We start from the raw sequence: 26061 nt of genomic DNA on the forward strand, positions 1-26061 counted from the left end.
GACACCCCATCTGGTGGCCTGCAGTTGGTGGCATGCGCGGCGGAGGAGTCGGCGTGGCAAGGACTGATTCGACGGGTTCGACATGGCGGTACCGGTGGGCGCGCCGGCAGAACGAGCGCCGGCGGCGGCTGTTCCGCAGCGACGAGGAATCCTGGCGGCGGCGCGACGACGAACTCCGCCGCCTGCGTACCCTCGCCGAGCAGTGCCACGGTTCGGCCGCGGCCGGCGACGGCCTCCCGCTACAGCTGGCCGGAGACGAGATCGTGCTGCGGGTGGTGCCGGCGGCCCAGCTGGTGGAGGTACGGCACAGCGCCGTGCTGCCCGCCCCCGAGCTGGCCGTCGGCCCGCAGACCGGCCGGCTGCGGCACCGGCTGCCCGACGGGGTCCGGGTCACCGACGCCGGCATGGCGGTGATCACCAACCGTCGGCTGGTGCTGCTCGGTGGTCGGGGCCGGCGAGACTGGGCGTACGGGCGGATGAGCGGCCTCGCCCACGACCCGCAGGTGCCCGTCACGCTGATCCAGGTGCTGGACCGGCGGCGCATCTCCGGAGTGCTGCTGCCCGCCGAGGCGGCGGCCGAGTTCCGGTTCGTGCTCACCCTGGCCTTCGCCGACGCGATCGAGCAGCGGGACGTCGTCATCGCCCAGCTCGACGAGCTGGCGGCCGAACACGCCAAGAGCCGTCCGTGCCGGCCGGGCATCGCCACGCCCGGCCAGGCCCGGCTGCTGACGCTGATCCCCGGCGGTCGACGCACCGCGATGGTCGCCGCCGGGCTGGCCGTGGCGGTGCCGCTGGTGCTGGCCAACGTCGGCCCGTCGGACTCGACCGGCCGGGAGACCGCGGTCGCCGCCGTCCCGGCGACGGCCGTGACCGCCGCGAAGGCGGCGACCGGGAACCTGCCGCAGGCGTCGGCCATGGGCGCCTCGCACGGACCGGTCACCAGCACCTCCAAGGCGTCGAAGGCGTTGGAGGTGCCCCGCACCATCGTCGCGGCCACGCCGCAGCCGGCGGGCCCGACCGACGAGCCGCGCTGCGGCGCCCCGACCAACCCGTTCGGTTACGGCTTCTGCGGCGGCGACAAGATCCGCGAGCCGGCCAGCGAGGTGTGCGACCACTTCGACTGCGTACCCGGGTTCTGGGAGGGCCGGGGCTACCTCGTGGAGTGCGCCAACGGCAAGGTCAGCCTGGCCGGCGGCAGCCCCCGGGCGTGCGGCCGGCACGGCGGCGTTCGCCGCATCGTGCTGGCCTGACCGACCGGCTGCTCCTAATCGGGTGCGTGGCAGACCGCCTCGACGTTGTTGCCGTCCGGGTCCCGGACGAACGCGCCGAAGTAGCTCGGGTGGTATTCCGGCCAGACCCGGGGTGCGTGCAGCACCTGCGCGCCCGCCGCCACGGCCGCGTCGTGGAAGGCGTGCACGGCCGCCCGATCGGCAGCGGTGAACGCGATGTGGTTTTCCCGCTGCGACCCCTCGCCGGCCGGGCTGAGCCAGAAGTCGGGACTGCTGTTGCCGTAGCCGATGGCCTCGGGATGTTGCAGCATCCGCCGGGCACCCAGGGTGGCGAGGACGGCGTCGTAGAAGGCGAGGCTGGCGTCGAGGTCGCGGACCTGGATGCCGAGATGGTCGAGCATCTGCTGTCTCCGTCGGGGTGTGAGAAGGAACTGGGACGTTGCGCCGAGGCTAGGACCGGGGTGTGACAGAACGGGACACCCCCGGCGAGCCGGGGATGGACCGGCCTGGTGTGATGCATGGTCATGGGGGTCGCCGAGGTCAACCAGACCATCGACGCGGTGTGGCGGATCGAGTCCGGGCGGGTGATCGCTGCCCTGGCCGGGTTGGTACGCGATGTCGGCTGGGCCGAGGAACTGGCGCAGGACGCGCTGGTCGCCGCGCTGGAGCAGTGGCCGCGCGGCGGCGTACCGGCCAATCCGGGCGCCTGGCTGACCACGGTGGGCAAGCGCCGCGCGATCGACGGGATCCGTCGCCGTGAGGTGCAGGATCGCAAGGTCGCCGAACTCGTCCGCGACCTCGGCGAGGAGACGTTCACGCCGGACTTCGACGCGGCCTTCGAGGAGCGGATCGAGGACGACCTGCTCCGGTTGATCTTCACCGCCTGCCATCCGGTGCTGACCCCGCAGGCCCGAGCGGCCCTGACCCTGCGGATGGTCGGCGGGCTGAAGACCGAGGAGATCGCTCGGGCGTTCCTGGTGCCCGAGCCCACCATGGCGCAGCGGATCACCCGGGCCAAGAAGACCCTCGCCGAGGCGAAGGTGCCGTTCGAGGTGCCCGACGCGGCCGAGCGGGAGAAGCGGCTGGCCAGCGTGCTGGAGGTCACCTACCTCATCTTCAACGAGGGGTACGCGGCAACCGCCGGGGACGACTGGCTACGCCCGGCGCTCTGCGAGGACGCGCTGCGCCTGGCCCGGATGCTCCAGACACTGATGCCGGACGAACCCGAGGTGCACGGGCTGGCCGCGCTGCTGGAGATCCAGGCGTCCCGCACCGGGGCGCGCACCGACGCCGACGGGGAGCCGGTGCTGCTGCTGGAACAGGACCGGCGGCGCTGGGACCAACTGCTGATCCGCCGGGGCCTGACGGCGCTGGACCGGGCCAGCGCGGCGGGTGGGCAGGCCGGCCCGTACACCCTCCAGGCGGAGATCGCGGCCGGCCACGCGCGGGCGCGTACCCCCGAGGAGACGGACTGGGCGCGGATCGCGGCCAGTTACGCGGAGCTGGCCCGGGTCGCGCCGTCGCCGGTGGTGGAGCTGAACCGGGCGGTGGCGGTCTCCTTCGCCGACGGCCCGGCCGCCGGCCTGGCCCTGGCCCGTCCCCTGGCCGCCGAGCCGGCGCTGGCCCGCTACCACCTGCTACCCGCCGTGCTCGGTGATCTGCTGGCCAGGCTCGGCCGCTACGCCGAGGCCGCCGCCGAGTTCACCCGCGCGGCCGAGCTGACCGGCAACGTCCGGGAACGGACGCTGCTGCGGGACCGGGCCGCCGACTGTGCCGCGGGCCTGCCGCCGAGGCGCTGAAAAACTCTGCGGGAAAAATCCGGCCGCGATGTCGAATCCCGGTCGGGTCGCTCGACGCGTCAGTGAAGGCCGGGTCGAACAACCGGCACGGCAGACCGGCGACCGGCCGGCGGACGAGATCAGATGGAAGGGACGCGACCGATGCGTTTCATGCTCATGCACAAGCTGGACGAGAACAAGCCCGAACTGTGGCAGCCCGACCAGGCCTTCATCGCCCGGATGGGCGCCTTCATCGCCGAGGCGAACCAGGCCGGTGTCCTGCTCGCCGGTGAAGGGCTGCGCCCGAGCAGCGTGGACGCCGGCCGGATCACCGTCACCGACGGCAAGAAGACCGTGACCGACGGGCCGTTCGCCGAGACCAAGGAGCTGATCGCCGGGTTCGCCCTGCTGCAGGTCCGGGACAAGGCGGAGGCGATGCAGTGGGGCCAGCGCTTCGTCGACGTCTTCGTCGAGGCCGGTTTCGACCTGGAGGTGGACGTCCGCCGGGTCACCGAAATGGAGGACCTGGCCGCCTAGTGTCTGGTCCACCTCAGGAGGGGCGCGGGCTGTCGGCTGACCGACATCGATAGCCCGCAACCCCCTGCGGGGTGTGGGCGTGTCCTCGTTACCGGCGCGGCAGGAGGCCGCGTCATCACGGGAGGACACCCCATGCAGACTCTGCTCAGCCGACCGCTGGCCGGCGCGCTCGCCGCTGCGGCGCTGACCCTCGCCGGCGCGGCGGCCGCCGCGGCCCCGGCCGCCGCGGCCCCGGCCGCCGCCGCGCTCGAGGCCCGGGCCTCGGTGCAGGCGGGACGCCTGATCCTCGACCCGACCGACCGTGGCTACCGGGGCACGCTGCCGGTGACCGTCACCAACCGGGGCCGCGCGTCGACCAGCTTCAGCCTGAAGATCCTGGAGCCGGTCGCCGGCTCGTTCCGGGACGCCGGGCCGGACGCGCCGTGCCTGCCGTACGACGAGTTGACCGACGGGCGGCGTACCTTCGACTGCTCGCCCTCGCTCTACCTGCGCTCGGGTGAGACGAAGCAGGCCTTCCTGACCTTCGAGGTGCTCACCACCGTCCGCTCGTACCCGATGCGCGCCGGTCAGGGCACGATCGAGGCGACCGTCGCCGGACAGCAGTCCCCGGCGGGCACGGCCACCTTCGGGACGCTGTTCCGGTCGTCGAAGGGGAAGCTGCGACCGGCCCGGCCGTACGTGCAGGACGCCCAGGCCAAGGCGTCGATCTCGGCGGGCGACGCGACCATGACGCGGGCAGAGACCGGACGCTGGTTCGCCCGGGTGCCGGTGACGGTCCGCTGGTCCGGCGACGCCGCGCACGACAACCTCTGGGTCGGCGGCGTCACGCTGCCCAACGGCGTGCAGCTCTGGACCACCGAGCCGGACAGCGGCCCGGCCGACTGGCTGGAGCACCTGGCGGTGCCCGGTAAGCGGTTCATGCCGGGCGAGGAGCGCAGCTTCACCCTGGTGGTCTCGGCGCCGGCCGACCGGTCCGCGGCTGATGTCGGTGGCCCCGCCACCCTCGAGGTGGGTGCCACGTTCTGGCCGACCTACGTGCTGCCGGAGGCCACCCCGGCCGACAACACGGTGGTGATCCACCTCACCGCCGTCGAGTGAACCTGTCACGCCTGGGCCGCCACAGATGAACCGCCGCCGCGCACCCCGCGGCGGCGGTTCGCCCGTCGGCGGCGGCGGGAGTCAGCAGTGACCGGATGAACAGGGCATTCGCTTCCGCGGGGATGCCCCGGTAGGCAGGGCTATCTTGTCCGGATGTCGAAGATCGCCGCACCGACCGGGTCCGCTCCGGAGCGGGTCGCCGCACCCAGCGGTCGGGCCGCCCTCGGGCTGCTGGTGCTGCTCGGCAGCCTCACCGCGATCGGGCCGCTGTCGCTGGACACCTACCTGCCGGCGCTACCCGAGATGACCCGTGACCTGGCCGCCAGCCAGGCGCAGATCCAGCTCTCCCTGACCACCTGCCTGATCGGCATGGCCCTCGGCCAACTCGTCACCGGCCCGCTCAGCGACCGCTGGGGGCGGCGGCTTCCGGTGCTGGTCGGCGTCGGCGCGTACGCCCTGTTGTCGCTGGTCTGCGCGCTCGCCCCGTCCGCGCCGGCCCTCGCCGCGGCGCGCTTCTTCCAGGGTTTCGCCGGCGGCATGGGCACGGTCGTCGCCCGCGCCGTCGTCCGTGACCTCTACGCCGGCCGCGCCGCCGCGAAGTACTTCTCCCGGCTCGTGCTGGTCTTCGGTCTCGCCCCGATGGCCGCCCCCGCCCTCGGCGGCCTGATCCTGCGCCTCGGCGACTGGCGCGGCATCTTCGTCGCCCTCACCGTCATCGGCGCCCTGCTCGCCGTCGCCGTCGCGTGGCGACTACCGGAAACGCTGCCGGCCACGCGGCGCGCCACCGGTGGTCTCGCCGCGACCGCCGCCGCCGGCCGCGCCCTGATCACCGACCGCGTCTATCTCGGGTACGCGCTGACCCAGGGCCTCGCCTTCGCCGGGCTCTTCGGCTACCTTTCCGGCTCCTCGTTCGTCCTCCAGGACGTCTTCGGCCTCTCCGTCGGCGCGTTCACCCTGGTCTTCGGCGTCAACGCGCTCGCCTTCGTCGCCGTCGGCCAGCTCAACGCCCGGCTGCTCGACCGGTACGACCCCCGCCCGCTGCTCGTCGCCGGCCTCGTCATCGGGCTGCTCGCCGGCCTCGGCGTGGTGACCGGGGCGCTGCTCGACGCCCCGCCGCTGGTGATCGTCGCGTTGTTCGTCCTCCTCGGCTCGTTGGGCATGGTGATGCCCAACGGCACCGCGCTGGCCCTGGACCGGCACGCCGCCCACGCCGGCACCGCGGCGGCGCTGCTCGGCGGCATCCAGGCCGTGGTCGCGGCCGGCGCCGCGCCGCTGGTCGGCCTCGCCGGCGAAGGCAGCGCCCTGCCGATGGCCGTGGTGATGTCCGGCGCGGCGGCCGGGTCGCTGCTCGTCGTGCTCACCCTGGCCCGCCACCGCTGACTCAGCCCGGCTCGTCGCCGGCCAGGGCTGCCGACAGCCGCTCCAGATACGCGTCGACCTCGGCGATGTCGTATCCCCGCAAGGCAATGGGCAGGGCCGCGCGGGCCGTGTCGAGCTGCGTCCTGGCCACCCTGCATTGCGTCGGCACGTCGGTGGCGAGGGCGCTCTGCCCCAGCCCGACCAGCTCGTCCACTTGGCGCTTGTCGTAGCCGCGCAGCGCGGTGGCGAAGGCCACCTCGAAGTCCGCCCGGGGGTGTTCCCGGGTGTCCGTGAGCCGGTCACCGAGCGGAGCATCGATGGCCGGGCCAGGGGCCGGCATCGGCTTGAGCCAGCGCAGGATGACCCCGCCGCCCAGGGCCAGCGCGGCCCCGGCGAGGACGGCCCTCGCGACGCTGGGTGAATCCGTGCCCAGCAGGAGGAACAGGCCGAACGCGAGCAGCAGGACGCCGAACGCCAGGGGACGTCGATTCCGATTCGACTGCACAGCGACACCTCGATGACGTGAGACTGCTGCGCAGAGCATGACACGTCGCCGCCCACCTTGGCGCGGCCCGCGTTCTGGCCGGCTCGCACCGGTCAGCGGGGCTGCCCGGTGCCGGCCGCCGGTGGTGTGCGCAGGTCGAGACCTGCGCTTTTCGCCGCTCAGGCCGCGCCGAAATCGGGAACGGTGATGGTGCCGTCGGCTGCCAGGGGAAGGCCAGGGTTCCAGGCGACCTCCCAGAGGTGACCGTCCGGGTCGGCGAAGTAGCCGGCGTACCCGCCGTACGACGTCTCGCGGGCCGGCTGGGTGACCTGCGCTCCCGCCTCGGCCGCCGCGGTCAGCATTCGATTCACCTCGTCGCGCTCGCGCACGTTGTGCGCCAGCGTGATTCCAATGAACCGGCCCGCGCCAGCGTCCTCGACCCCGGCGTCCGCAGCCAGCGACTCCCGCGCCCACAGTACGACAGCGAGCCCGCCGGCCTGGAAGAACACGGTCCGCTCGACCTCCTGGCCGCGCCAGCCGAGCCGCTCGTAGAACGCCCGGGACCGGGCCAGGTCGGTCACGCCGAGTGTGATCAGACTGATCCGCTGCTCCATCCCGAGCATCCTGCCAAAAGTCTGTCGTTGGCGCTCCGGTTAGCACAGCCTGCCGGCCAGGTCCTCATCCGTGTTGTGGTCGCTCTGGTTCAATCCGCGCAACGGTTTGCCACCGAAGCCGTTGCGCAGGTTGAAGCAGTGCAAAGGGGCCTGCGCCCCCGACCCGCTTGGGTTCGAGCGGCTCGATGCCGGATGATCGTCTCGGGCACCTGGCTGGCGTGCGGGGAGCGGTGGTCGTCAGGATGCTGATGTCACAGTGACATGAATATGTCAGGGTGACATGACGCCTGTTCGGGATGTGCCTCTGGCCGGGCGCCCCGGCGTACGGCCGATGTCCGGCCCTTCCGCGCGCAACCGCCTTGATCAACGCCGATCGCGGTTTCGCCGTAATGGCGGTGTCCCGACCGATCAGACACCGCCATACCGACGAAACGGAGTCGATCAACAGGCTGCGGAGGCCAGCGGCCGACCACTGAGAGAGGCCGCAACAGGACTGGGGTGTGGCGCGCTGACCATTTGCTTCGTCAGCGCCGTGGGGCCGGCGCCTGCCTCGACCAGCCGATGGTCGCGTCAGCGACAGAACTCTTGGTCAGCCGAGGGGGACCCGGACGGCGACGTCGTGCTTGGGGTAGTGCGACTCGACCTGGTCGGCGCCGTACTTGTCGCGGAACATCGCCACGATGTGGTCGACCCGCGCCGGTTCGGTGATCGGGGTGGCGCTCGACCTCAACGACGTTCCGTTCGCGGCCAACTGGACCACCGGGATCTGCCGGACGTTCTTGTACCACTGGCTGTCCGAGCCGGTCACCGGCATCAGGAAGACGTTGTCGTTCTCCTGCACGAACCACACCGGCCGGGAGATCTGCCGCCCGGTCCGGCGGCCGGTCACGGTCAGCTCGACCTCGTGTACGCCCTCAAGTGCGTCACCGATCGCGTTGGTCACGATCTCCTCCGACGGATCCGGCGGTCATGTTCTCCCCGCCAGGCTATGGGCCTGGGCGGACCCGCCGCGCCGGTTTGCCGCACCTTCCCTCAGACAGGGACTCCCGGCACCGGGTCGCGGTGCCGGGAGTCCTGGTCAGGTGCCTGTGCACCCGGACATCGATCAGGCAAGAGGTACGGGCTCCCGGACCGGCCCGCCCACGCCTCGCCCGGCAGCTGAGGATGCCTTACCCGGCCACCAGGTGTGTCGGCCGATGTTCAGGGCCAGCGCCGGGACGAGCAGGCTGCGCACGAGGAACGTGTCGAGCAGCACCCCGACGCTGATGATGATCGCCATCTGCACCGTCGGCACCAGCGGCAGCACGTTCAGCGCGCCGAAGGTGGCGGCCAGCACCACGCCCGCGCTGGTGATCACCCCGCCGGTGACGGTCAACGCGTGCAGCACACCCTGCCGGTGCCCGAGCCGCGCCGTCTCCTCCCGGGCCCGGGTGGCGAGGAAGATGGTGTAGTCGACGCCGAGCGCGACCAGGAACAGGAACGTCTGCAACGGAACGCTGACGAACAACTTCGGGTACCCCATCGCGTCGAGGATCAGCCCGGCCGCGCCCATTGCGGCCACGTAGGACAGCACCACGCTGGCCAGCAACAGCAGCGGCGCGACCAGGGCCCGCAGCAGCAGCACCAGCACGGCGAAGACGACCACCAGCACCAGCGGCGCCACCGTCCGGTCGTCGCGGCTGACCGTCCGCTTCTCGTCGATCAGGTACGCGGTGTCCCCGCCCACCAGCGCCTGCGCCCCGGGCACGGCGTGCACCGCGTCGCGGAGCCGCTCGACGGTGTCCAGCGCCGCGTCGCTGTCCGGCCGGTCGACCAGGACCGCGGCGACGCGTACCCACCGGCCGTCGGGGGAGGTTTCCGGCTCGCCGACCTCGGCCACCCCCGGCACGGTACGGGCGGCGGCCACCACCTGGTCGGCCTGGCCGGCGGAGGCCAGGATCTCGGCGGGTGCGACGGTGCCGCTCGGGTAGTGCGCCTCGATCATTCGCTGGCCGGTGATCGAGCCGACCTCCGTGGTGAAGGTCTGGTCCTGGGGCAGGCCGATGCTGAGGTTGCCGATGCCGAAGCTCAGGGCGACCAGTGCCGCGGCCGTGCCCAGCCACACGGCGCGGGGCCGCCGCCCGACGAAACCGGCGATCCGGCGCCACACGCCGTGCTCGGCCGTCACGTCGAGCCCGACCGCCTCCGGCGAGTACCGGGGCACGAACGGCCAGAACAGCCACCGTCCGAAGATGACCAGCACGGCCGGCAGCAGCGTGGTCATGGCGAGGAACGCCGCAGCGATGCCGATCGCGCCGACCGGCCCGAGTCCCCGGGTGGACGGCAGGTCAGCGGCGAGCAGGCAGAGCAGGCCGAGCGCGACGGTCGCCGCCGACGCGGCGATCGCGCCGATCGAGCGCCGCAGCGCGACGGCCATCGCGGCGTGCCGGTCGGCGTGCCGGTGCAGCTCCTCCCGGTAGCGGGCGATGAGCAGCAGCGCGTAGTCCACGCCGACGCCGAAGACCAGCACGGTCATGATGCTCTGGCTCTGGAAGTCCACGGCCAGGTCGGCGTGCTTGGCCAGCAGGTACACCACCGCGCTGGCGAGCTGGTTGGCCAGCGCCACCGTGACCAGCGGGATCAGCCACAGCACCGGACTGCGGTACGTGATGAGCAGCAGCAACGCGACGGTGCCGGCGGTCGCCAGCAGCAGCGCGCCGTCCATGCCCTCGAACGCCTCGAAGACGTCGTCCTCGCCGGCGGCCGGGCCGGTCAGGGCGGTGCTCAACTCGGCCGGCGTGTCGACGGGCAGCCGCTCCTTGATGTGCCCCATCGTCTCGGCGCGCTGCTCCGCGTTCCCGCCGACCGGGAAGGAGAGCAGCAGTGCCTGCCCGTCCTCGCTGGGGACCGGCGGGGGCACCTGGCCGCCGTCGGCGTACCGGGCGAAGGCCACGCGGTCGGCCTCGGCCTTGGCGCGGTCGGCGTCGGTGAGCCCGCTCTGGCGAACGTAGACGGCGACGGCGAGCGGCTTCTGCGAGTCCGGGAAGGACTCCTTGGCCCGCTGCATCGCCCCAGTGAACTCGGCGGTGGCGGGCAGCGCCCCGAGGGTGTCGTTCTCCTGCACCTCGGTCAGCTTGATGGCCAGCGGCCCGGCCGCCGCGATGAGGACGAGCCAGAAGACGAGCAGCGCGTACTTGCTGCGGCGGCCGGGCGCCAGCGCGGTTTTCTTTGTCCTGGTCATACTCTCGATCCTTCGGCGTCACCCGGGCCGAGGTCAGGAGTGTCAGGACCCGCTCCGAGGTGGTGGTAGCACCACCGATCCCGGGACGGACATGGCGGAGAATGAGCGTCGTGGACAGCTCCGTACGTGCCGTGGTGTGGCGATGGGTGCGGCCCGGCCTGGTCGCCGCCGGGCAGGGCACGGCCGTGGTGCTGCTGTGCCTGCCCCTCAACGTGGTGCTGTTCGTGCTGTCGGTGGTGTCACTGGTGCTGATTCCGGTGTTCGGCATCGGGTTCGCGCTCTTCCCGGCGGTGACCGTGCTGGTGCGCTGGTCGCTGACGCTGCAACGCCGGCTCAGTCGGTTCAGCCGGGCCCCGATCGCCTCGCCGTACCAACCGGTGCCGGCTGATGCCCAGCTCGGCACCTGGCGGCGGTTCCGGTGGGTGGTCTCGGACGCGGCCACCTGGCGGGACCTCGCCTGGTTGATCCCGGGCGCGGTCACCGGCACGGGGTGCCTGCTGGCGGCCGTGCTGCCGTTCTACGGACTCGAGGGCGTCCTGCTGGTGCCGCTGCTGCTCTACCTCACCACCGACTGGTACGGCTACGGCGTCTTCTGGCCGCTGGACAACATCGTCCAGGCGTGGTCGTCCGTCCCGCAGGGGTTGCTGTTCCTCTGCGGCGGGCTGGCCGTCGCGCCCTGGCTGGTGTGGCTGCACTTCCGCTTCGCCGGCTTCTTCCTCGCCCCGACCCAAGCGCAGGAGCTGGCGCTGCGGGTGCGGCACCTCGCCGCCACCCGCGCCGACACCATCGACACGCAGGCCGCCGAGTTGCGCCGCATCGAACGCGACCTGCACGACGGCGCGCAGGCCCGGCTGGTCGCGCTGCGGATGAGCATCGGCCTGGCCGAGGAACTCCTGGCCGACGATCCGGCGAGGGCAGCGCGGCTGCTCGGCGAGGCCCAGGAGGCCAGCGGCCAGGCGCTGGTCGAGCTGCGTGATCTCGTACGCGGAATCTACCCGCCGGTGCTCGCCGAGCGCGGCCTGGACGGCGCGGTACGAGCCCTCGCCCTCACCGTCATCCCACCGGTGGAGGTCGAGGTGGAGCTGCCCGGCAGCCCGCCGGCGGCGGTGGAGTCCGCGGCCTACTTCGCGGTGGCCGAGCTGCTGACCAATGTGGCCAAGCACAGTGGAGCGGGACGGGCCTGGGTGCGGCTGGCCCACTCGGGTGGACTGCTGCGCATCCAGGTCGGCGACGACGGGCGCGGCGGCGCCGCTTTCGATGCCGGCAGCGGCCTGGCGGGTGTGCGACGCCGGCTGGCAGCCTTCGATGGCACGATGACCGTGACAAGTCCGCCCGGCGGACCCACCGTCGTGACCATGGAGCTGCCGTGCGAGTTGTCATCGCGGAGGATCTCGCCCTCCTCCGGGACGGGCTGACCCGCATCCTCGACGCGTTCGGCTTCCAGGTGGTCGAGGCGGTCGCCGACGGGCCGTCCGTGCTGCCGGCGTTGACCCGGCACCGGCCCGACGTCGCCGTGCTCGACGTACGCCTGCCGCCGACCTTCACCGACGAGGGCCTGCAGGCGGCGCTCGCGGCCCGCACGCAGTTTCCCGGGCTGCCGATCCTGGTGCTGTCCCAGCACGTCGAGCAGTTGTACGCGCGGGAACTGCTCGCCGACCGGGGTGGGGGAGTCGGCTACCTGCTCAAGGACCGGGTGTCGAACGTCGGGCAGTTCATCGACGCGGTACGCCAGGTCTCGTCGGGCGGGATGGTGATGGATCCCGAGGTGGTGTCGCAGCTGCTGGCCCGTAACGCGGGTGCCGACCGGCTGGGGGAGTTGACCGCCCGGGAGCGGGAGGTGCTGGGACAGATGGCCGAGGGCCGGTCGAACGCCGCCATCGCCGGGCGGCTCTTCGTGACCGAGAAGGCGGTCAGCAAGCACATCAACAACATCTTCAGCAAGCTGGGCATGCCGCCGTCCGACGACGACAACCGGCGCGTGCTGGCGGTGCTCGCATACCTGAACGGCTGAGTCCGGCGGGGAACGGCGGAGTCTTGTCGGTACCTGTCGTTGTCGTGTCCGCGCTGCGCGTGGGCAGCCGAGGGTCGCGGTGCCGGGTGTGGCCCTGTCGAGCTGAGAGCGTGCGCGGATCGCGGTGATCGACGGCGCCGCTTGGGCGCGGCGGCCCGCTGGTTCAGTTGGTCGGGGAATGACAGGCCTGCGGTATCCCGTAGGGCTGGATCGGTAGGTTGCCCAACGGCGACGTGGTCACCCCTGGCCGGCCCGCAGGTGGGCGCGGGGTGGTGACAGCGCAGACGGGTCAGCTCGACAGCGTCCGGCAGCGACATCATCTGGGCCCGGTGGCGCGGGTTGCGGTGTCTTGCGGGCGGGGCCGGTGGCGGACCTCGTCTGATCCTCATGTCTCATCGCTCGGCCGCCTGACGTGCTAGGACCGGCCCCGCCGCTTTTTGCCGATCGCTCTCAGCGACAGGACTTCTGACCAGGTGCCTAGTTGTTGGAGAACGACCAGAGAATGGCGAGCGGCATGGTGACGGAGTTCTGGAGGATGCCGCCCTCTACCTGCTTTTTGGCGGGCTCGCTCCAGTCGAAGTTGCACTTGGCCCAGGAGCCGTTTCCGTGCGGGTTACGGCAAAACCGGTACGCGATGCCGCGATCGCTCTCGATGACCGCCATTGCCGCGTAACCGTCAGCTTTGTTGTCCTTGACGTAGACGTAGTCACCGTAGTAGTCGACGCAGACGATCGTGGAGCCGTAGTACGCCGAAGCGGTGTCGCACACGCCGGCCGGATACGAGACCTTCTTGCCGGTCTGGCACGACGAAAACGCAGCGTCACAGCTAATGAAGTAATTGTCACCGGCGGCCATGCTCGGCGGCGGTGCGGCGAACACGGCGACGGCCGTGACCGCCAGGGCGAGGAGCCCGCCCCGAAGCCGGCGGCCCACGCCGAGCCGGGACCGCGAAAGTCTCACCAGGACCGTTTTCATGCAGCTCACACAGCGTCCTTTCGTTGAACGTGACGCGACGACAGCGAACATGCTCCCAGCAAAGTCCGGTCATTGATCAACGACGCTGATCATTTTGAGCGAATCTTGAACTAGCTGAGTTCGCTACACGCGGAGCTGCTGGCCGAGCAGGAACACGGCCATCACCGCCACGGACCAGCCGAACGCCCGGCGTAGGACATCCGCCGGAATCCTCCCGGCGAGGCGGCCGCCGAGGAGGCTGCCGACGATCGCGGCGGCGGTGACGGCGAGCGCGAGGCCCCAGTTGATGTGCACGCTGGAGAGGTAGCCGGCCAGGCCGGCGGCGGACTTCATGGCGATGACCACGAGCGAGGTGCCGACCGCGACCGGCATGGGCAGGCCGCCGAGCAGGGCCAGGGCGGGCACCACGAGGAAGCCGCCGCCGGCGCCGACGAGGCCGGTGACCAGGCCGACGACGATGCCGTCGAGGATGACGCGGAACACCGGCAGCTCGTGCGGCGAGGGCTTGCCCTTGTCGGTGCGGCGGCTGCGGATCATGGCGACGGCGGTGGCCAGCATCATCACGGCGAATCCGGCGAGCAGGAACGGGGCGGGGATGAACTCGGCCAGTCGGCCGCCGGCGTAGGCGCCGATCATGCCGACGAGGCCGAAGATCAGACCGGTGCGCCAGCGGACCCGGTGGGCGCGGGCGTGTGGGAGCACGCCGACGGCGCTGGTGGCGCCGACGACGAGCAGGGAGGTGGCGATGGCTTCCTTGGGCGGTAGGTCGGCGACGTAGACCAGCAGGGGCACGGCGAGGATGGATCCGCCGCCGCCGAGCAGGCCGAGGCTGACCCCGATCAGCACGGCCAGGCCGAGGGTCAGGGCGAGGGTGGCGGTCATGCCCCCTCCTCGCGCAGTTGCCCGACGATGCTGTCCAGGTCGCAGCTGGCGCCCCGGTTGTACGGCAGTTTGCTGAGCAGCATGCCCATCGCGCAGGTGTTGGTGAGGGCGGCGAAGGTGAGGCCGGCGCCGATGAAGCCGGCGACCCACTTGAGGCCGGGCACGAACACCGAGCCCACGACGCTGGCCAGGACGATCGCCCCGGCGACCAGGCGCACCTGGCGCTCCAGGTCCCAGCGCTGCCTGCCCTGGGTGATCGGCGCGTTGGAGGCCTGCCACGCCAGCATGCCGCCGTTGAGGATCTTGAGGTTCGGCAGGCCGACGCCGGCGAGGACCTGTTCGGCCTGGCCGGCCCGGGCCCCGGAACGGCAGATCAGGACGACGTCCTCGTCCAGATGGTTGCGCAGCTCCCCGCGGTGCTCCCTGAGCAGGTCCAGGGGAACGTTGTATGCGCCGGGGATGTGCATGGTCTCGAACTCGGCCGGGGTGCGGACGTCGAGCAGCCGGGGGGATCGGCCGGAGGCGATCAGCTCACGCAGGGTGGTCGCGTCCAGGGTGGCCGGGCGGGTGTTCGCGGAAGCGCTCATTTCTTCTCTTTCCGGGATGAACCGCCGATTCTGGCGGCAGGGTGGCGTGCCGGCCGGGGCAGGATCGCCCCGGCCGGGATCGGGTCAGGTGGGTCAGGCCTGGTCGGTCATGGCGACGCCCGCCGTCTCGGCCTGGTCGAACCTGTCGTCGATGACGACCACCTCGCGACCGGCGTTGGCCAGCAGCGAGGCTGCTGCGGTGGCCCGGTAGCCGGAGCCGCAGTGCACCCAGACGACGCCGGCGGGTACGTCGGCGAGCCGCGTGGGCAGGTCAGGCAGCGGGATGTGCACGGCGCCCTCGACGTGGCCGGACTTCCATTCGTTGGTCATCCGGACGTCGAGGACGACGTTCGGGGCGGGCAGGTCGGCGGGCAGGTTGCCCGCGCGGGCAGCGGCCAGGGCCGCGAAGTCGACCATTCGCAGCTGCCGGAGCTGGTCGGGCTCGGCCGCCCACTGCTCGGCCTGCCCGGTGGCCCGTGCGGCCGGTCGGTCGATGCCGATCCGCGCCAGCTCGCGCTGGGCATCGGCGATCTGCTCGGGCGTTTCCGCCAGAAGTGTGATCGGTGTGCCCCAGTCGATCAGCCAGCCGAGCCAGGTCGACATCGGGCCGTCCAGCCCGAAACTGACCGTGCCGGCCAAGTGCGAGGCGGCGTACGCCTTGCGGTGCCGCAGGTCCACCACCCACTCGCCGGCGGCGATCCGCCCGCGCAGGTGTTCGGCGTCGGCCCTGGCCACCGCAGTGAGGTCGACCGGGGCGGGCCCGGCGCTGTTCGCCACGCCCATGTGGGCGTAGTACGCCGGGTAGGCGTCGAGGCCGGCGAGGGTCTCGGTGACGAACTGGTCGGCGGCCAGCCGCAGCACGGGGTTCGCCTGCCTCTCCCGGTCGATGGTGGAGTCGGGCGCGTCCGCCTGGGTGGCCGAGCAGAAGCTGCCGAAGCCGTGCGTCGGCCACACCTGGGCCCCGTCGGGCAGCAGGTCGGCCAGCCGCTTCGCCGAGGCGTGCTGGTGATGGGCCAGCTCGTTGGCGTGCTCCTTGCCGAGCAGGTCGGTGCGTCCGGTGGTTCCGAACAGCAGTGCGCCGCCGGTGAAGACGCCCATCGGCTGCCAGCCGTTGGCGGTGGCCTCGTCGAGGGCGTACGACAGGTGATGGAAGGTGTGACCGGGGGTGGCGACGGCCCGCAGGCGTAGGGAGTCCGAGACGGGCACCACGTCGCCGTCGGTGACGGGCTCGCGCGCGAAGCCGACCTCGTCGGCCGCGGACACCAGGTAGTGGGCGCCGGTCACCCGGGCCAGTTCCAGGCCGCCGGAGACGTAGTCGTTGTGGATGTGGGTCTCCACCACGTGGGTGATGCGCACCCCTTTCGCCCCGGCGAGGTACAGGACGCGGTCGATGTCGCGTTGTGGGTCGACCACGATCGCCACCTGACCGTCGGAGGCCAGGTAGCTGCGGTCGCCGAGCGAGGACGTCGTGATGACGGAGACCTCTACTGCCATTGCTGTTCTCCCCTCCCCAATCTTACATACCCCGGGGGGTATGCGAAGAGCACACTTCTGGTTGGTTCATGGTGCGACGACTACCCGCCTACGCCGCGGATAAGCGGTGCGGGCGGGCTGGCCCTGGTCGTCAGGCCAGAGCGAGGAAGAGCTTCTCCAGCTCCTCTTCGGTCATCTCCGGCGTCTCGCCCCGGTCGCGGGCGGCGTTGCAGTGCCGCATTCCCGAGGCGATGATCTTAAAGCCCGCGCGGTCGATAGCCTTCGAGACGGCGGCGAGCTGGGTCAGGGCCTCTCGGCAGTCCTGACCGTTCTCCATCATCTCGATGACCGCATTGAGCTGGCCCCGAGCCCGCTTGAGTCGGGTCAGGGCTTCCCTGGTCATCTCGGGTCGAATATTCACCACGCCACCTCCTGCGTCCAACATACCCCGGGGGGTAAGGCTCGTCGGGATACCCCCGCCGGTATTTTCAACCGCAGGGGGTCGAGCAAATTCCCGCCAGCGGTCTTCCCGCCTGTGGGGGAGAACGACCACTCCCGGGCGGGAGGCGGTCGGCGGCGGCGCGGACCAGGCTGAGCCGTGTGAAAACGCATTCCGCTCGGCTCCCGCTCGTGGTCGGCTGTGCCACCGTCGCGGCGATGCTGCCGTACCTGGCGATCAAGACGGCCTGGCTCGCGGGCAGCGACGTCGGCCTCACCGATCCCGGCCTGATGCGCGAGACGCCATTCGTCGTCGGCAACCTGATCACCGCAGGGATGGAGGTGGCCGGCGCCGCGCTGGCGGTGACGCTCGTCCACCGCTGGGGGCGACGGATACCGGCGTGGTTGGTGCTGTTCCCCATGTGGGTCGCGAGCGGGCTGCTCGCCCCGGCGATGGTCGCCGCGCCGCTGGCCTACCTGGCCGAGTCCCTGACCGGGGCCGCCGCGGCCGGCGGCACCGACACCGGCGCCGCTCCGGACGGCCTGCAGGGCTGGGTGTACGGCGTCGTCTACGGCGGCTTCATCCTGCAGGGCACCGGCCTGGCCGTGGCGTTCGCGCTGCATGTGCGGGCGCGGTGGGGCGCCCTCCTGGGCAGCTCCGTCGGCTCCCGCCGGCCGGGCGCCACGCACCACGTGCAGGTCATGGCGACCGTCGCCGTCGGCGGGCTCACCGCGCTCGTCATGGCGGTACGTCTGTACTGGGCCGCCGGCGGCGAGGCCGGCCTGCCCGCTGCGTTGGGTGCCAGTCCCACCCAACAGGTTGTGCACGCCTCGTCGGCCACCCTCGCGCTGGCTGGCCTGCTCGGACTGGCCGTCCTCGTGTCTCGCCGGGCTCGGGGCCTGCGACTCTGGGGGCCACTTGCCGCTGCCTGGGTCGGCGCCGGATCGATGTTCTGCTCGGCCGCCTACCAGCTCGTCATCCTGCTGGCCCCGGAGAGCCCGTTCGAGGCGTCCGGCGGCGGGGGGTTCGGCCTGCTGCTGGTCACCCAGATGATCGGCGGCACGGTGGCCGCAGTGACCGTGGCGTTCCACCTGGCCGAGGCAGCCCCGGTGGCGTACCCGGAGCATCGCGGGCACCGCCGACCGCAGCCGGCACTATCCGCGGTCGGCTGACCCGCGCCGACGTGCGGCCGGCCCCCTGCGACCGGCCGCACGCCGACGTTACGGATCGCTCAGCCGCAGTTGCCCCAGCTGTACCGGCCGGCGCTCTGCCAGCTGGTGCCGTAGAGGACCTCGCCGCTGTACATCACGCACTTGTCGCGGGCGGAACGCTGGATCGCGGCGTAGTACTTGTAGCTTCCGGGGTCGTAGGCCCAGGAGCTGCCCTCCACCCGGATCCCGGCGGAGACCCCGCTGTTCGTGCCGACCGAGACCCGCTTGATGGTGGCGACACAGTTGGTCGCGCTGGCGCTGTTGTACATCAGGTACACGTCGCCCACCTTGGTGCCGCTCGGCGTGGTGATCGACCGGTGGCCGTCACTGACGTGCGCCCACGAGCCACCGAAGTCGTTGTTGCAGGCCTGGGCTGCGGTGAACGCGGCCTGCGCGGGTGCAGCGAGCGTCACCGCCGCAACGGTCGCGGAGAGAATCGAGACAGCCAGCCGTCGCGCGAATCGGCGCACACAGTCCTCCATATGCTCAGGCGCGAAGATCGCGCACTTGAGCCCGCCATGATGCCATATTGGAGGATCATCAAGATCCGGTCTCCGCCTGGGCTCAGCCGAGCTCGACGAACGGCCGGTTGAGGTGCGCGGTGGCCAGCAGCGCACGGTCACGGCGGGCCGCGTCGAGCAGACGACGCCGGGTCAGCCGGGCAAGCTCCTGGTCCGCCTCGTACCGGTAGGCGACGTCCGGGTCGGCGATCTGCACGGCGTGGACGAGCACGTCGCCGGTGACCACCACCTGGTCGTGCCGGCCACCCTCCACCAACACCGACTGGTGCCCCGGCGTGTGGCCGGGGGTCGGCACCACCCGGATCCGGTCACCCCCACGACCGGTGACGGTGCGGCGGGCAGACCTCGCGGGGTCGCCGTTGAGCACCACCGGGCCGTCCACCGGGTGCAGATGCCCCGCCGCCCGCAGCGGTCGCACCACGTACCCCAGCATCTGACTACCGCCGGCTTCCAGCGCGTCGAGTTCGCGCTGCTGCACCACGTACCGGGCGTTGGGGAACATCGGCACGCCCGCCGCCGTGACCGCCCAGCCGGCGTGGTCCTCGTGCAGGTGCGTCAGCACCACCGTGTCCACCCGACGCACGTCGATCCCGTTGTCGGCCAGCAGTTGCGGCAGCGCGCCCGGCACCGGCGCCCAGGCCGAGGCGGGGCTGCCCGCCGGCCCGACGCCGGTGTCCACCAGTGTGTACCGGTCGCCGGGGCGGCGAATGGCGTAGCACCGGAAGTCCAGCTGCCACGTCCCGTCCGGCCCGAACGCGGCCGGGTCGATGCGCCGGGCCGCCGCCCAGTCCTTTCCCGACGCCCCGGTGAAGGCGGCGTCGGAGGTGAGGAAGAACGGCCCGGCGGCGTCGCGCAGCGCGATGACGTCGAAGCAGCCGACCGAGCGAACAGCCGGGGCGGTCGCGTGTGCGGGGCGGGCAGCGCGACCGGCGGCGAGGGCCCCGCCGCCCACGGCCGCCGCCCCCAGCAGCAGAGTCCGCCGGCTCACCGATCCATTCGGGTACGACATGGGGTATCTCCTTCGTCCGGGCCGGCATGGTGGGCCGGCTCGCTCAGGAGAGCAGCGGGCCAAGGGTGGGTGCCAAGCATTCGAGAGGCTTCTAATGTTGGCGCTGTGCTTACCCTGCACGTCGACGCGGACCGGCTCGTCCGGTCACGGTTCGCGCTGTCGCGGCTGACGGAGGTCACCAACGCCCTGGAGGTGCTCGCCCACCCCCAGCGGGCCCCGTACGCGCGCAGCTGGGCGACCCGCACCCGACGCCACCTCGACCCGGGCGCCGTCGGCGTGCTGTTCGAGCTGGTCAACGCCGCCGCCGGGTACATTCCCGACTTCCTGTCCCCGCTGCCCGGCACGTACGAGCCGACGCTCGACGAGGAACTCGCGGCGGTGGCCGCCACCACGGCGGAGGAGGTTCACCGGCAGGTGCGGTTGGCGTTCCGGATCGACCCGCCCCCACCCGACCTGGTGCAGCGCAGCCCCAACGGGCGCGACCCCCGGCCGCCGCTGCCGGCCGCGGTCGCCGAGGTCCTCGCCCAGGGCGGGGAGGCGGCACTGCGCGACCGCGTCGTCGACCAGCTCGCCCACTTCTGGCGGCTCACCCAGGCCGAGATGTGGCCCACCCTGCACCGGGTGCTCGACGAGGACGTCCGGCACCGGGCCACGGTGGCCACCCGCACCGGGCTCGCCGACATCCTCCGGACCCTCGACCCGAGGCTGGCCTGGGACGGCAGCCGGCTCACCCTCGACTCACCGTCCGAACTCTCCGTCGACGCGGCGCAGGGGCTCATCCTGGCCCCGTCGGCGTTCCTGCCCCGCCCCGCGCTGTATCTGGGCACGGGCGGCCGGGTCATGGTCGGCTACCCGGCGCGCGGACGCGGCCAGGTGTGGGCGGTGCCCGACCCGGCCGGCGAGCAGGCCGCCATCCTCGGCGCCCGCCGGGCCGCGCTCCTGACCGATCTGGGTACGCCGCTGACCACCACCGAGCTGGCCACGCGGCACGGCATCAGCCCGGCCACCGTCTCGTACCACCTGGGTCGGCTGCGCCGCGCCGGCCTCGTCGTGTCCCGACGCCACCGCCACGAGGTCCGCTACGAGCGGACGCGGTCGGCGGCGGACGTGTTGCGGGCGTTGCGCGACTTTCGGGAGTGAGGGTCACGGTGGTTGCCCGCACTCCGGCGTGGTGCCGCCCCGCGCGTCGGCGCTCGCCTGCCGGTCCTCGGCAACCCGACGGATCAGGCGTACGCAGAGCGACGCCGCGACCACGACGGCGACCGTGCCGGCGACCCAGAGCGGATAGGCCACGAGCCGGGTGTCCCACCCCGTGCCGTGGGCCGCTGCACCGGGCGAGGTGAGCGCGTCGTACAGCCGGGCGAGCAGGTGAAGCGCGACCGCGACGAGCAGTGCCGCCAGTACGCCCCAGTTGGCTTCGCTGTGTGGTGTCAACCGTTGTTTGGGCCCCACGCCACCGCAGCATTACGGTACGATCATCGTCAATCGTCCACGTTAGACGATAGGCAGGTGTTTGAGGTGAGCTTCGATCCCTGCCAGGAACTGCCGATGGGGGTAGCGCTAGTGACAGTAGCCAGAACCTTACGACGACTCTCCATAGTGTTGGTCGCCGTGTTAGTCGCATCGATGGCCAACGCCGCCGCCGCTCACGCCGCTCCCTCGTACAATGAATCGAACTGGGCGGCTTCCGTATCGGGTAGCCAACCGTCGGACGCGATCTGCGTGGGGCTGAATCAAGGGACCACCCGGCCCATAGCCGCCGGCTGTTTCAAGAGGTACGGCGACCAGTGGTGGGTGGGACACGATCTTAAGCGCGGCGAGGTCGTCACCCTCGAATGGGAGAATTATCTGCGGGCCCCGGATTCGGGCGGCTACTCTTACTGGAAGATATACCGCACCGGCTATTGCTACTTGGACACGCCTGGGTGGGGCGTTTGCAACAAGGACTACTACGAGCACAGCAGCACCAATTACTACGGCATGAAGGGCAGCGAGGTGTACTGGCGGGTCTGCGTGCGGGGGCAGTGCTCGCAGTGGGAGGTTACCTACAACGATCAGTAGCGGCGAACGCGTGACAGACCCCGGCCTCTGAAGGGTGGCCGGGGTCGCTTTCTTGATCCGAGCAGAGAACACTCGGCAACCGCTCACGGCCGTTCGGCAACCCGCTCGGCAACGTCGTCCCGATGCTCGTTGACGAGCTGCCCGCGCGAACGTCCGGCAACGGGCACTGGCGCGGCTGACGGGAAGGGGTGCCGGTAAGGTGCAGGTCAGCCTGGGGGACGACTTGGCCTTGCGAGTACGGCTGCCTGTCTGCGAGCACCACTGGCACCCCGACGGCTTCCGCGCCTGAATGCCACCCGCGATCGCAGCTCCTCGACTCAGGGCAGACACGGTGAACCCCAGGCAATAGCATCGATGCTATTGCCTGGGGTGCTTGAGCACTGCATGACTGAACGGCATCCCGTGGTCGAGAGGGCAAGTGATGGCTGATCGGGCTGACTGGAACGACCTGCGGGAACGCCGGATGGCCGAGCCCGGTGTGGCTGAGGCGTACGACGCGGCACGCCTGGCATTCGAGCTTGGTCAGGAGGTACGACACCTGCGGGAGCGCAGCGGCTGGAGCCAGAGTCAGCTGGCCCGGGCCGCAGGCATGACCCAGTCGGCGGTAGCCCGTTTCGAGGCCGGCGGCACCGTTCCGACCTTGACCGTCCTCGAACGGCTCGCTCGTGCACTGGACCGGAAGCTGGAAGTGAAGTTCGCTCCGAGAGCCGACGCTGCCTGCTCCGCGCGGCACCTCCCGAGGCGGTGAGGAGCGCGTCGAGTGCGGTGCAACGTGTCCTCCCTCGTCTCCACCGCCACGCCACGGACTCCATTCCTCACCCCTGAGCTGGCAAGATGCCACCGTCCTCGATCTGGATCGGTTATGTACAAATACTCGCCGGTCGGCTGATCCCGGCCCGCCGGATTGCGAGGTCTCGTGGCACCTATGGCCGATGTGATGCTGTTGATCTTCCCCGCTAACCTCTGCCGCACTGCTTGCTAATCAGCTGGCAAGCAAGAGCATGTTCCTCGGGCCACGTAGCACAGTCGGCACGGTGCACACCCGTGCGTCGCAGCTACCTGAACCCGCTCATAGATCAGGAGTAGATCATGTCGCAGCCCGCCGCCTCCCCGCAGCAGCAACCGATCCTCGTGCAGGTTAGCCAGAAGCAAACAGGTATCGCCTACCTGCTCTGGTTCGTACTCGGCGTCTTTGGCGGCCACCAGTTCTACCTCGGCAAGGTCGGACGGGGTCTGCTCTATCTGTTCACCTTCGGCATCCTCGGCGTGGGCGTTCTGATCGACCTGTTCACGCTGCCGAGCCAGGTGCGCCAGGTCAACACGCAGCTCGCCGTCGGAACCCGCTGATCGTCTCCGTGGCCGTCCGGGCGGCCGGTTGATTCATCCTCTACCCATCCGCCAGTTTCCAACGGCCCCGCGAGCTGCAAAGACGCCCAGCGGGGCCGTTCAGGCCAGGCGTCCTGCCCTCTCTCATAGCTCAGGCGGCGATGGCGCGGGCTGCGGCGTACGTGTCGGCGGGTAGTGGGTGGTGCAGCCGCCAGATGATGCGCATCGGGCGGTCGCCGCTGTGCTGCTGGTACGTCATCGGTCCGGTGTAGAGGTAGGCCGGTGCGCCCAGGTCGCGGTCCGGTATCCGGGTTTCCCGGACGAAGAGGTGGACCGTCGAGCCTCGCTGGGCGTGGTGGATGTAGCGCTGGCCGGTCGGTGACGCCGATGACGTGGTGCTCTGCGACTCCCACTGGAACAGCGTCTCGGTGATGGCCCGGTCGGCGTACATCGTGGTGGGGGAGTAGTGCTGCTCGGACTTGACCAGGGTGACGAAGAAGATGTCCGCCCGAGCGTCCGGAAGCCACTTGACGCCTTCGCGCAGCGATCCCGGGTTGGGCATGCCGAAGGCGGCACATGCTTCGTTGCGGCTGTACCGGGCGTGCACTCGCAGCGGCAGCCCGTCGACGGGCTGCGTGACCCGGTGGATGCGGTCGCGCAGCACCTCGGCGACCTGCCGCAACTCCGCGCAGCGGGCCGGCTCGGCGAGCAGCCGAGCCAGCCGGGCCTCGCGCTCGGTGAGCGGCGCGTTCGGCCCCCAGAGGTCGAAGTGCAGCATGTCCCAGAGTCGGCCGGCCGCCAGCCGCTGGCCAGTTGCAACCCGGGCCAGCAGGTCGAGCCGGTCGGGGTCGTCCAGGTGCAGCATCCGCCCGATGGCCCGGCCCAACTCGCGGTCGTCCGGCCCCGGTGGCGTCGTTTCCAGACCGGCGAGCCGCCGCAGCCCGGTCCACCCGCCGACGCTCGCCGACCGGTAAACGTCCTCGACCTCCAGGCCGGCCTCGCGCAGGAACTCGGCCAGGCTCACGTCTCCGAGCAGGCGCAACTCCTTCGTCAGGCCGGTCTTCGAGGTCGGCACCGCCGAGCGCAGGTTGGCCAGCACGATCTCCTTGGCCACCCGGTCGAGCTGGATGTGGCAGCCGCTGGGCAGGGAGGGGAAGTCGTCGCGTACGGCATCGGTTATCGCGCGGCGGCTGACCCCGGTCAGAGCGCGCCAGCGGAGGTCGAAGCGGAAGTTGGCGTGCTGCCCGCCGATGAAGTCGAGCACGGTCAGGCAGGGCTTGTCGTCGTCCAGGCGCAGCCCACGGCCGAGCTGCTGAAGGAAGATGGTGGCGCTCTCGGTGGGCCGCAGCATCAGGATCGTGTCGACCATCGGCAGGTCGACGCCCTCGTTGAACAGGTCAACGGTGAACAGCACCCTGAGCGTGCCGCTCTTGAATTCGCGGAGCGGGGCCGGCCGATCCACGGTCCGGGAGGTCACCGCGGCCGATGGCACGCCGTGCTTGGTGAACCAGTCCGCCATGAACTCGGCGTGCCCGATGCTCACGCAGAACCCGAGCGCCCGCATCCGCCCGACGTCGACGGTGTCGCGTACCGCCCGCAGCACCATCCGCGCCCGAGCGTCGTTGCCGGTGTAAACGCCGTCCAGTTCCGTCGGGTCGTACCCCTGCCCGCGCTTCCACCGCAGCTGCGACAGGTCCACGTCGTCGTGCAGGCCGAAATACTGGAACGGCGCCAGCAACTGCCGCTCCAACGCCTCCCACAGGTGCAGCTCCACGGCGGCGCGGCCATCGAACCACCGCCGCACGTCGCCGCCGTCGCTGCGGTCGGGGGTCGCGGTCAATCCCAGGAGTACGCGCGGCCGCAGCCGCTCCAGCAGTCGCGCGTACGTCGGCGCCTCCGCGTGGTGGAACTCGTCGACGATCACCATGTCGTACGCCTCGGGGTCGATCTCCCGCCGGTGCAGCGACTGGATGGAGGCGAAGACGTGCCGCCAGTGCTGCGGCGCCTGGCCACCGACGAGCGTCTCGCCGAAGCTGCCGTCCCCCATGACCTGCCGGAACGTTGCCAGGCTCTGCCGCAGGATCTGCTCCTGATGTGCCACGAAGAGCAGCGAGTCGACGGCCTTCTCGCGGTGCAGCCGGCGGTAGTCGAGCGCCGCCACGATCGTCTTGCCGGTGCCGGTGGCCATGACGACGAGGTTGCGCCAGCGGCCGTGGACTTTGCGTTCGGCGTCGAGGTCGGCCAGGATCTCGGCCTGGTACGGGTACGGCCGCACATCCAGGTTGGCGATCTCGGTCGGCGCCTCGCCGTCGCGGCGCTCCCCGCGCAGCGCTGTGCGGAGCCGGTCGGCGTCCCTGCCGGGGTCGTAATCCTCGAACGCCGGATCGTGCCAGTAATCCTCGAAGGTCGCGGTGAACGTGTCGATGACGTACGGCTGCTCCATGTTGGAGATCCGGACGTTCCACTCCACGCCGTCGACCAGCGCGGTCTTGGACAGGTTCGACGAGCCGACGTACGCGGTGGTGGTGCCGTTGCTGCGGCGGAACAGCCAGGCTTTGGCGTGCAGGCGGGTCGTACGCGTCTCGTAGGAAATCTTGATGTCGGCGCCCAGCTCGGCGAGCCGGTCGAGGGCGCGCTGGTCGGTGGCGCCGAGGTAGGTCGTGGTGATGACCCGCAACCGGCCGCCGCGGTCCATCAGGTCGCGGATGGCGGGCTCGATGAGACGCAGGCCGTGCCACTTGATGAAGGCGCAGAGCAGGTCGACCTGGTCCGCGGAAGCCATCTCGTGGGTGACCTCGTGACCGATGCGCGGCTGGTGGCGGCCGTTGACCAGTAGCGCGCCGGTGGAGAGCGGCGTGGTGGGACGGATCGGAAAGGCGGGGGCGGCCGGTGGGATCGGCGGTGCCGCGATGGCGTGCAGGAGGTGCTTCGCGTCGGTGACCTGGTCATCGGCTGTGGCGGCCTGCGGGCTCAGGACGGCGATGGTGTCGGCGATGCGGTTGGCCAACTCGACCTGGCGGTGGAGCTTGTCGTCGCCGCCGCCGACAGCGTGCAGGGCGCGGCGGGCCAGGGCGGCGATGTGCCGGGCGAGGGCATCCGGGGCGTCAGCCGGGTCGAGCTTCGCGTGCTGGATCAGCGCAGGGTCGATGTGCTGGAGCCGGTCGGCCAGGTCGCGCGTGACGACATGCTCGTAGACGCCCCGCTCAAGCTCGGCCATGTAGGCAGCTAACCAGCAGCTGCACCCTAT

The 26061-nt window shown here is 71.2% G+C and carries 25 protein-coding genes and 1 pseudogene; 12 read left to right on the top strand and 14 right to left on the bottom strand.

From position 1 onward, the window contains the following. Positions 1-53: 53 nt before the first annotated feature. Positions 54-1250 carry a hypothetical protein gene (locus IEY61_RS01075; protein ID WP_189040306.1) on the top strand — a complete coding sequence of 399 codons (1197 nt, stop codon included), beginning with the start codon at positions 54-56 and terminating at the stop codon, positions 1248-1250. Between the two features lie 14 nt (positions 1251-1264). On the opposite strand, the gene IEY61_RS01080 is transcribed toward IEY61_RS01075, so the two are convergent. Continuing rightward, positions 1265-1630: a VOC family protein gene (locus tag IEY61_RS01080; RefSeq protein WP_189040307.1), complete on the bottom strand. Its 366-nt coding sequence runs from the start codon at positions 1628-1630 to the stop codon at positions 1265-1267. 123 nt (positions 1631-1753) lie between these two features. Here IEY61_RS01080 and IEY61_RS01085 point away from each other — a divergent pair, with 123 nt between their 5' ends. The 4 genes from IEY61_RS01085 (at position 1754) to IEY61_RS01100 (ending at position 6022) form a co-directional block, all read left to right on the top strand. Beyond that, positions 1754-3028, top strand: a complete 1275-nt coding sequence (locus IEY61_RS01085) for an RNA polymerase sigma factor (protein WP_189040510.1) — start codon at positions 1754-1756, stop codon at positions 3026-3028. 141 nt (positions 3029-3169) lie between these two features. After that, positions 3170-3544, top strand: coding sequence for a YciI family protein (locus IEY61_RS01090; RefSeq protein WP_189040308.1), 375 nt, complete (start codon positions 3170-3172; stop codon positions 3542-3544). A gap of 132 nt (positions 3545-3676) precedes the next feature. After that, positions 3677-4642, top strand: a complete 966-nt coding sequence (locus IEY61_RS01095; protein WP_189040309.1) for a hypothetical protein — start codon at positions 3677-3679, stop codon at positions 4640-4642. Between the two features lie 153 nt (positions 4643-4795). Further along, positions 4796-6022, top strand: a complete 1227-nt coding sequence (locus IEY61_RS01100) for a multidrug effflux MFS transporter (RefSeq protein WP_189040310.1) — start codon at positions 4796-4798, stop codon at positions 6020-6022. A 1-nt stretch (position 6023) separates the two neighbouring features. Here the strand turns inward: IEY61_RS01100 and IEY61_RS01105 are convergent, their stop codons facing one another. The 4 genes from IEY61_RS01105 to IEY61_RS01120 form a co-directional block, all read right to left on the bottom strand. Further along, positions 6024-6506: a DivIVA domain-containing protein gene (locus IEY61_RS01105; RefSeq protein ID WP_189040311.1), complete on the bottom strand. Its 483-nt coding sequence runs from the start codon at positions 6504-6506 to the stop codon at positions 6024-6026. A 158-nt stretch (positions 6507-6664) separates the two neighbouring features. Beyond that, a complete protein-coding gene (locus tag IEY61_RS01110; RefSeq protein ID WP_189040312.1) occupies positions 6665-7099 on the bottom strand; it encodes a VOC family protein in 435 nt (144 codons plus the stop codon). Positions 7100-7688: 589 nt separating this feature from the next. Continuing rightward, positions 7689-8042 carry a nitroreductase/quinone reductase family protein gene (locus IEY61_RS01115; RefSeq protein ID WP_189040313.1) on the bottom strand — a complete coding sequence of 118 codons (354 nt, stop codon included), beginning with the start codon at positions 8040-8042 and terminating at the stop codon, positions 7689-7691. 162 nt (positions 8043-8204) lie between these two features. Continuing rightward, a complete protein-coding gene (locus IEY61_RS01120; RefSeq protein ID WP_189040314.1) occupies positions 8205-10319 on the bottom strand; it encodes an MMPL family transporter in 2115 nt (704 codons plus the stop codon). Positions 10320-10429: 110 nt separating this feature from the next. Here IEY61_RS01120 and IEY61_RS01125 point away from each other — a divergent pair, with 110 nt between their 5' ends. Together IEY61_RS01125 and IEY61_RS01130 are read left to right on the top strand one after the other, a co-directional pair. Then, positions 10430-11734, top strand: coding sequence for a sensor histidine kinase (locus tag IEY61_RS01125; protein ID WP_229705597.1), 1305 nt, complete (start codon positions 10430-10432; stop codon positions 11732-11734). After that, a complete protein-coding gene (locus tag IEY61_RS01130; protein WP_189040316.1) occupies positions 11686-12330 on the top strand; it encodes a LuxR C-terminal-related transcriptional regulator in 645 nt (214 codons plus the stop codon). The genes IEY61_RS01125 and IEY61_RS01130 overlap by 49 nt, the downstream gene beginning before the upstream one ends. A 477-nt stretch (positions 12331-12807) precedes the next feature. On the opposite strand, the gene IEY61_RS01135 is transcribed toward IEY61_RS01130, so the two are convergent. The 5 genes and pseudogenes from IEY61_RS01135 to IEY61_RS01155 form a co-directional block, all read right to left on the bottom strand. Next, positions 12808-13305 (bottom strand): hypothetical protein, encoded by a 498-nt coding sequence (locus IEY61_RS01135; RefSeq protein WP_189040317.1) that lies wholly within the window; start codon positions 13303-13305, stop codon positions 12808-12810. A 132-nt stretch (positions 13306-13437) separates the two neighbouring features. Further along, positions 13438-14187: pseudogene (locus IEY61_RS01140) on the bottom strand (sulfite exporter TauE/SafE family protein); the annotation flags it as partial. After that, the gene (locus IEY61_RS01145; RefSeq protein WP_189040319.1) at positions 14184-14774 is read right to left on the bottom strand and encodes a rhodanese-like domain-containing protein; all 591 of its coding nucleotides are present in this window, start codon (positions 14772-14774) and stop codon (positions 14184-14186) included. The gene IEY61_RS01145 and the pseudogene IEY61_RS01140, both read right to left, overlap by 4 nt. Before the next feature lie 93 nt (positions 14775-14867). After that, positions 14868-16268 carry an MBL fold metallo-hydrolase gene (locus IEY61_RS01150; protein ID WP_189040320.1) on the bottom strand — a complete coding sequence of 467 codons (1401 nt, stop codon included), beginning with the start codon at positions 16266-16268 and terminating at the stop codon, positions 14868-14870. Between the two features lie 130 nt (positions 16269-16398). After that, positions 16399-16668 carry a metal-sensitive transcriptional regulator gene (locus tag IEY61_RS01155; RefSeq protein WP_189040321.1) on the bottom strand — a complete coding sequence of 90 codons (270 nt, stop codon included), beginning with the start codon at positions 16666-16668 and terminating at the stop codon, positions 16399-16401. Between the two features lie 179 nt (positions 16669-16847). On the opposite strand from IEY61_RS01155, the gene IEY61_RS01160 reads away from it, so the two are divergent. After that, positions 16848-17858 carry a hypothetical protein gene (locus IEY61_RS01160; RefSeq protein WP_189040322.1) on the top strand — a complete coding sequence of 337 codons (1011 nt, stop codon included), beginning with the start codon at positions 16848-16850 and terminating at the stop codon, positions 17856-17858. A 59-nt stretch (positions 17859-17917) separates the two neighbouring features. On the opposite strand, the gene IEY61_RS01165 is transcribed toward IEY61_RS01160, so the two are convergent. Both IEY61_RS01165 and IEY61_RS01170 read right to left on the bottom strand, forming a co-directional pair. Next, positions 17918-18310 (bottom strand): hypothetical protein, encoded by a 393-nt coding sequence (locus IEY61_RS01165; protein ID WP_189040323.1) that lies wholly within the window; start codon positions 18308-18310, stop codon positions 17918-17920. A 151-nt stretch (positions 18311-18461) separates the two neighbouring features. After that, complete coding sequence (locus tag IEY61_RS01170) at positions 18462-19427, bottom strand: MBL fold metallo-hydrolase (protein ID WP_189040324.1); 966 nt, start codon at positions 19425-19427, stop codon at positions 18462-18464. A 105-nt stretch (positions 19428-19532) separates the two neighbouring features. On the opposite strand from IEY61_RS01170, the gene IEY61_RS01175 reads away from it, so the two are divergent. Continuing rightward, the gene (locus IEY61_RS01175; RefSeq protein ID WP_189040325.1) at positions 19533-20567 is read left to right on the top strand and encodes an ArsR/SmtB family transcription factor; all 1035 of its coding nucleotides are present in this window, start codon (positions 19533-19535) and stop codon (positions 20565-20567) included. Between the two features lie 3 nt (positions 20568-20570). Here IEY61_RS01175 and IEY61_RS01180 read toward each other — a convergent pair whose 3' ends face one another. After that, entirely contained in the window at positions 20571-20879 is a 309-nt protein-coding gene (locus tag IEY61_RS01180; protein ID WP_189040326.1) for a hypothetical protein, read from the bottom strand. A 57-nt stretch (positions 20880-20936) separates the two neighbouring features. Here IEY61_RS01180 and IEY61_RS01185 point away from each other — a divergent pair, with 57 nt between their 5' ends. From IEY61_RS01185 to IEY61_RS01195, 3 genes are all read left to right on the top strand, one after another. Further along, positions 20937-21488 (top strand): hypothetical protein, encoded by a 552-nt coding sequence (locus IEY61_RS01185; RefSeq protein ID WP_189040327.1) that lies wholly within the window; start codon positions 20937-20939, stop codon positions 21486-21488. Positions 21489-21909: 421 nt separating this feature from the next. Beyond that, on the top strand, positions 21910-22236 hold the full coding sequence (locus tag IEY61_RS01190; RefSeq protein WP_189040328.1) for a helix-turn-helix domain-containing protein: 327 nt from the start codon (positions 21910-21912) through the stop codon (positions 22234-22236). 341 nt (positions 22237-22577) lie between these two features. Then, positions 22578-22835, top strand: coding sequence for a TM2 domain-containing protein (locus IEY61_RS01195; RefSeq protein ID WP_189040329.1), 258 nt, complete (start codon positions 22578-22580; stop codon positions 22833-22835). A gap of 130 nt (positions 22836-22965) precedes the next feature. Here the strand turns inward: IEY61_RS01195 and IEY61_RS01200 are convergent, their stop codons facing one another. After that, positions 22966-26031: a DEAD/DEAH box helicase gene (locus IEY61_RS01200; RefSeq protein WP_189040330.1), complete on the bottom strand. Its 3066-nt coding sequence runs from the start codon at positions 26029-26031 to the stop codon at positions 22966-22968. Between the last annotated feature and the right edge of the window lie 30 nt (positions 26032-26061).

Source organism: Micromonospora sonchi (genome assembly GCF_014646235.1).
GTDB lineage: Bacteria > Actinomycetota > Actinomycetes > Mycobacteriales > Micromonosporaceae > Micromonospora > Micromonospora sonchi.

What these genes read in the sequence shown, in the direction of transcription:
- IEY61_RS01080 (WP_189040307.1), bottom strand. Translation starts at nt 1,630, where the DNA reads ATGCTCGACCATCTCGGCATCCAGGTCCGCGACCTCGACGCCAGCCTC.
- IEY61_RS01085 (WP_189040510.1), top strand. Translation starts at nt 1,754, where the DNA reads ATGGGGGTCGCCGAGGTCAACCAGACCATCGACGCGGTGTGGCGGATC.
- IEY61_RS01090 (WP_189040308.1), top strand. Translation starts at nt 3,170, where the DNA reads ATGCGTTTCATGCTCATGCACAAGCTGGACGAGAACAAGCCCGAACTG.
- IEY61_RS01095 (WP_189040309.1), top strand. Translation starts at nt 3,677, where the DNA reads ATGCAGACTCTGCTCAGCCGACCGCTGGCCGGCGCGCTCGCCGCTGCG.
- IEY61_RS01100 (WP_189040310.1), top strand. Translation starts at nt 4,796, where the DNA reads ATGTCGAAGATCGCCGCACCGACCGGGTCCGCTCCGGAGCGGGTCGCC.
- IEY61_RS01110 (WP_189040312.1), bottom strand. Translation starts at nt 7,099, where the DNA reads ATGGAGCAGCGGATCAGTCTGATCACACTCGGCGTGACCGACCTGGCC.
- IEY61_RS01120 (WP_189040314.1), bottom strand. Translation starts at nt 10,319, where the DNA reads ATGACCAGGACAAAGAAAACCGCGCTGGCGCCCGGCCGCCGCAGCAAG.
- IEY61_RS01135 (WP_189040317.1), bottom strand. Translation starts at nt 13,305, where the DNA reads ATGAAAACGGTCCTGGTGAGACTTTCGCGGTCCCGGCTCGGCGTGGGC.
- IEY61_RS01145 (WP_189040319.1), bottom strand. Translation starts at nt 14,774, where the DNA reads ATGAGCGCTTCCGCGAACACCCGCCCGGCCACCCTGGACGCGACCACC.
- IEY61_RS01150 (WP_189040320.1), bottom strand. Translation starts at nt 16,268, where the DNA reads ATGGCAGTAGAGGTCTCCGTCATCACGACGTCCTCGCTCGGCGACCGC.
- IEY61_RS01170 (WP_189040324.1), bottom strand. Translation starts at nt 19,427, where the DNA reads ATGTCGTACCCGAATGGATCGGTGAGCCGGCGGACTCTGCTGCTGGGG.
- IEY61_RS01190 (WP_189040328.1), top strand. Translation starts at nt 21,910, where the DNA reads ATGGCTGATCGGGCTGACTGGAACGACCTGCGGGAACGCCGGATGGCC.
- IEY61_RS01195 (WP_189040329.1), top strand. Translation starts at nt 22,578, where the DNA reads ATGTCGCAGCCCGCCGCCTCCCCGCAGCAGCAACCGATCCTCGTGCAG.
- IEY61_RS01200 (WP_189040330.1), bottom strand. Translation starts at nt 26,031, where the DNA reads ATGGCCGAGCTTGAGCGGGGCGTCTACGAGCATGTCGTCACGCGCGAC.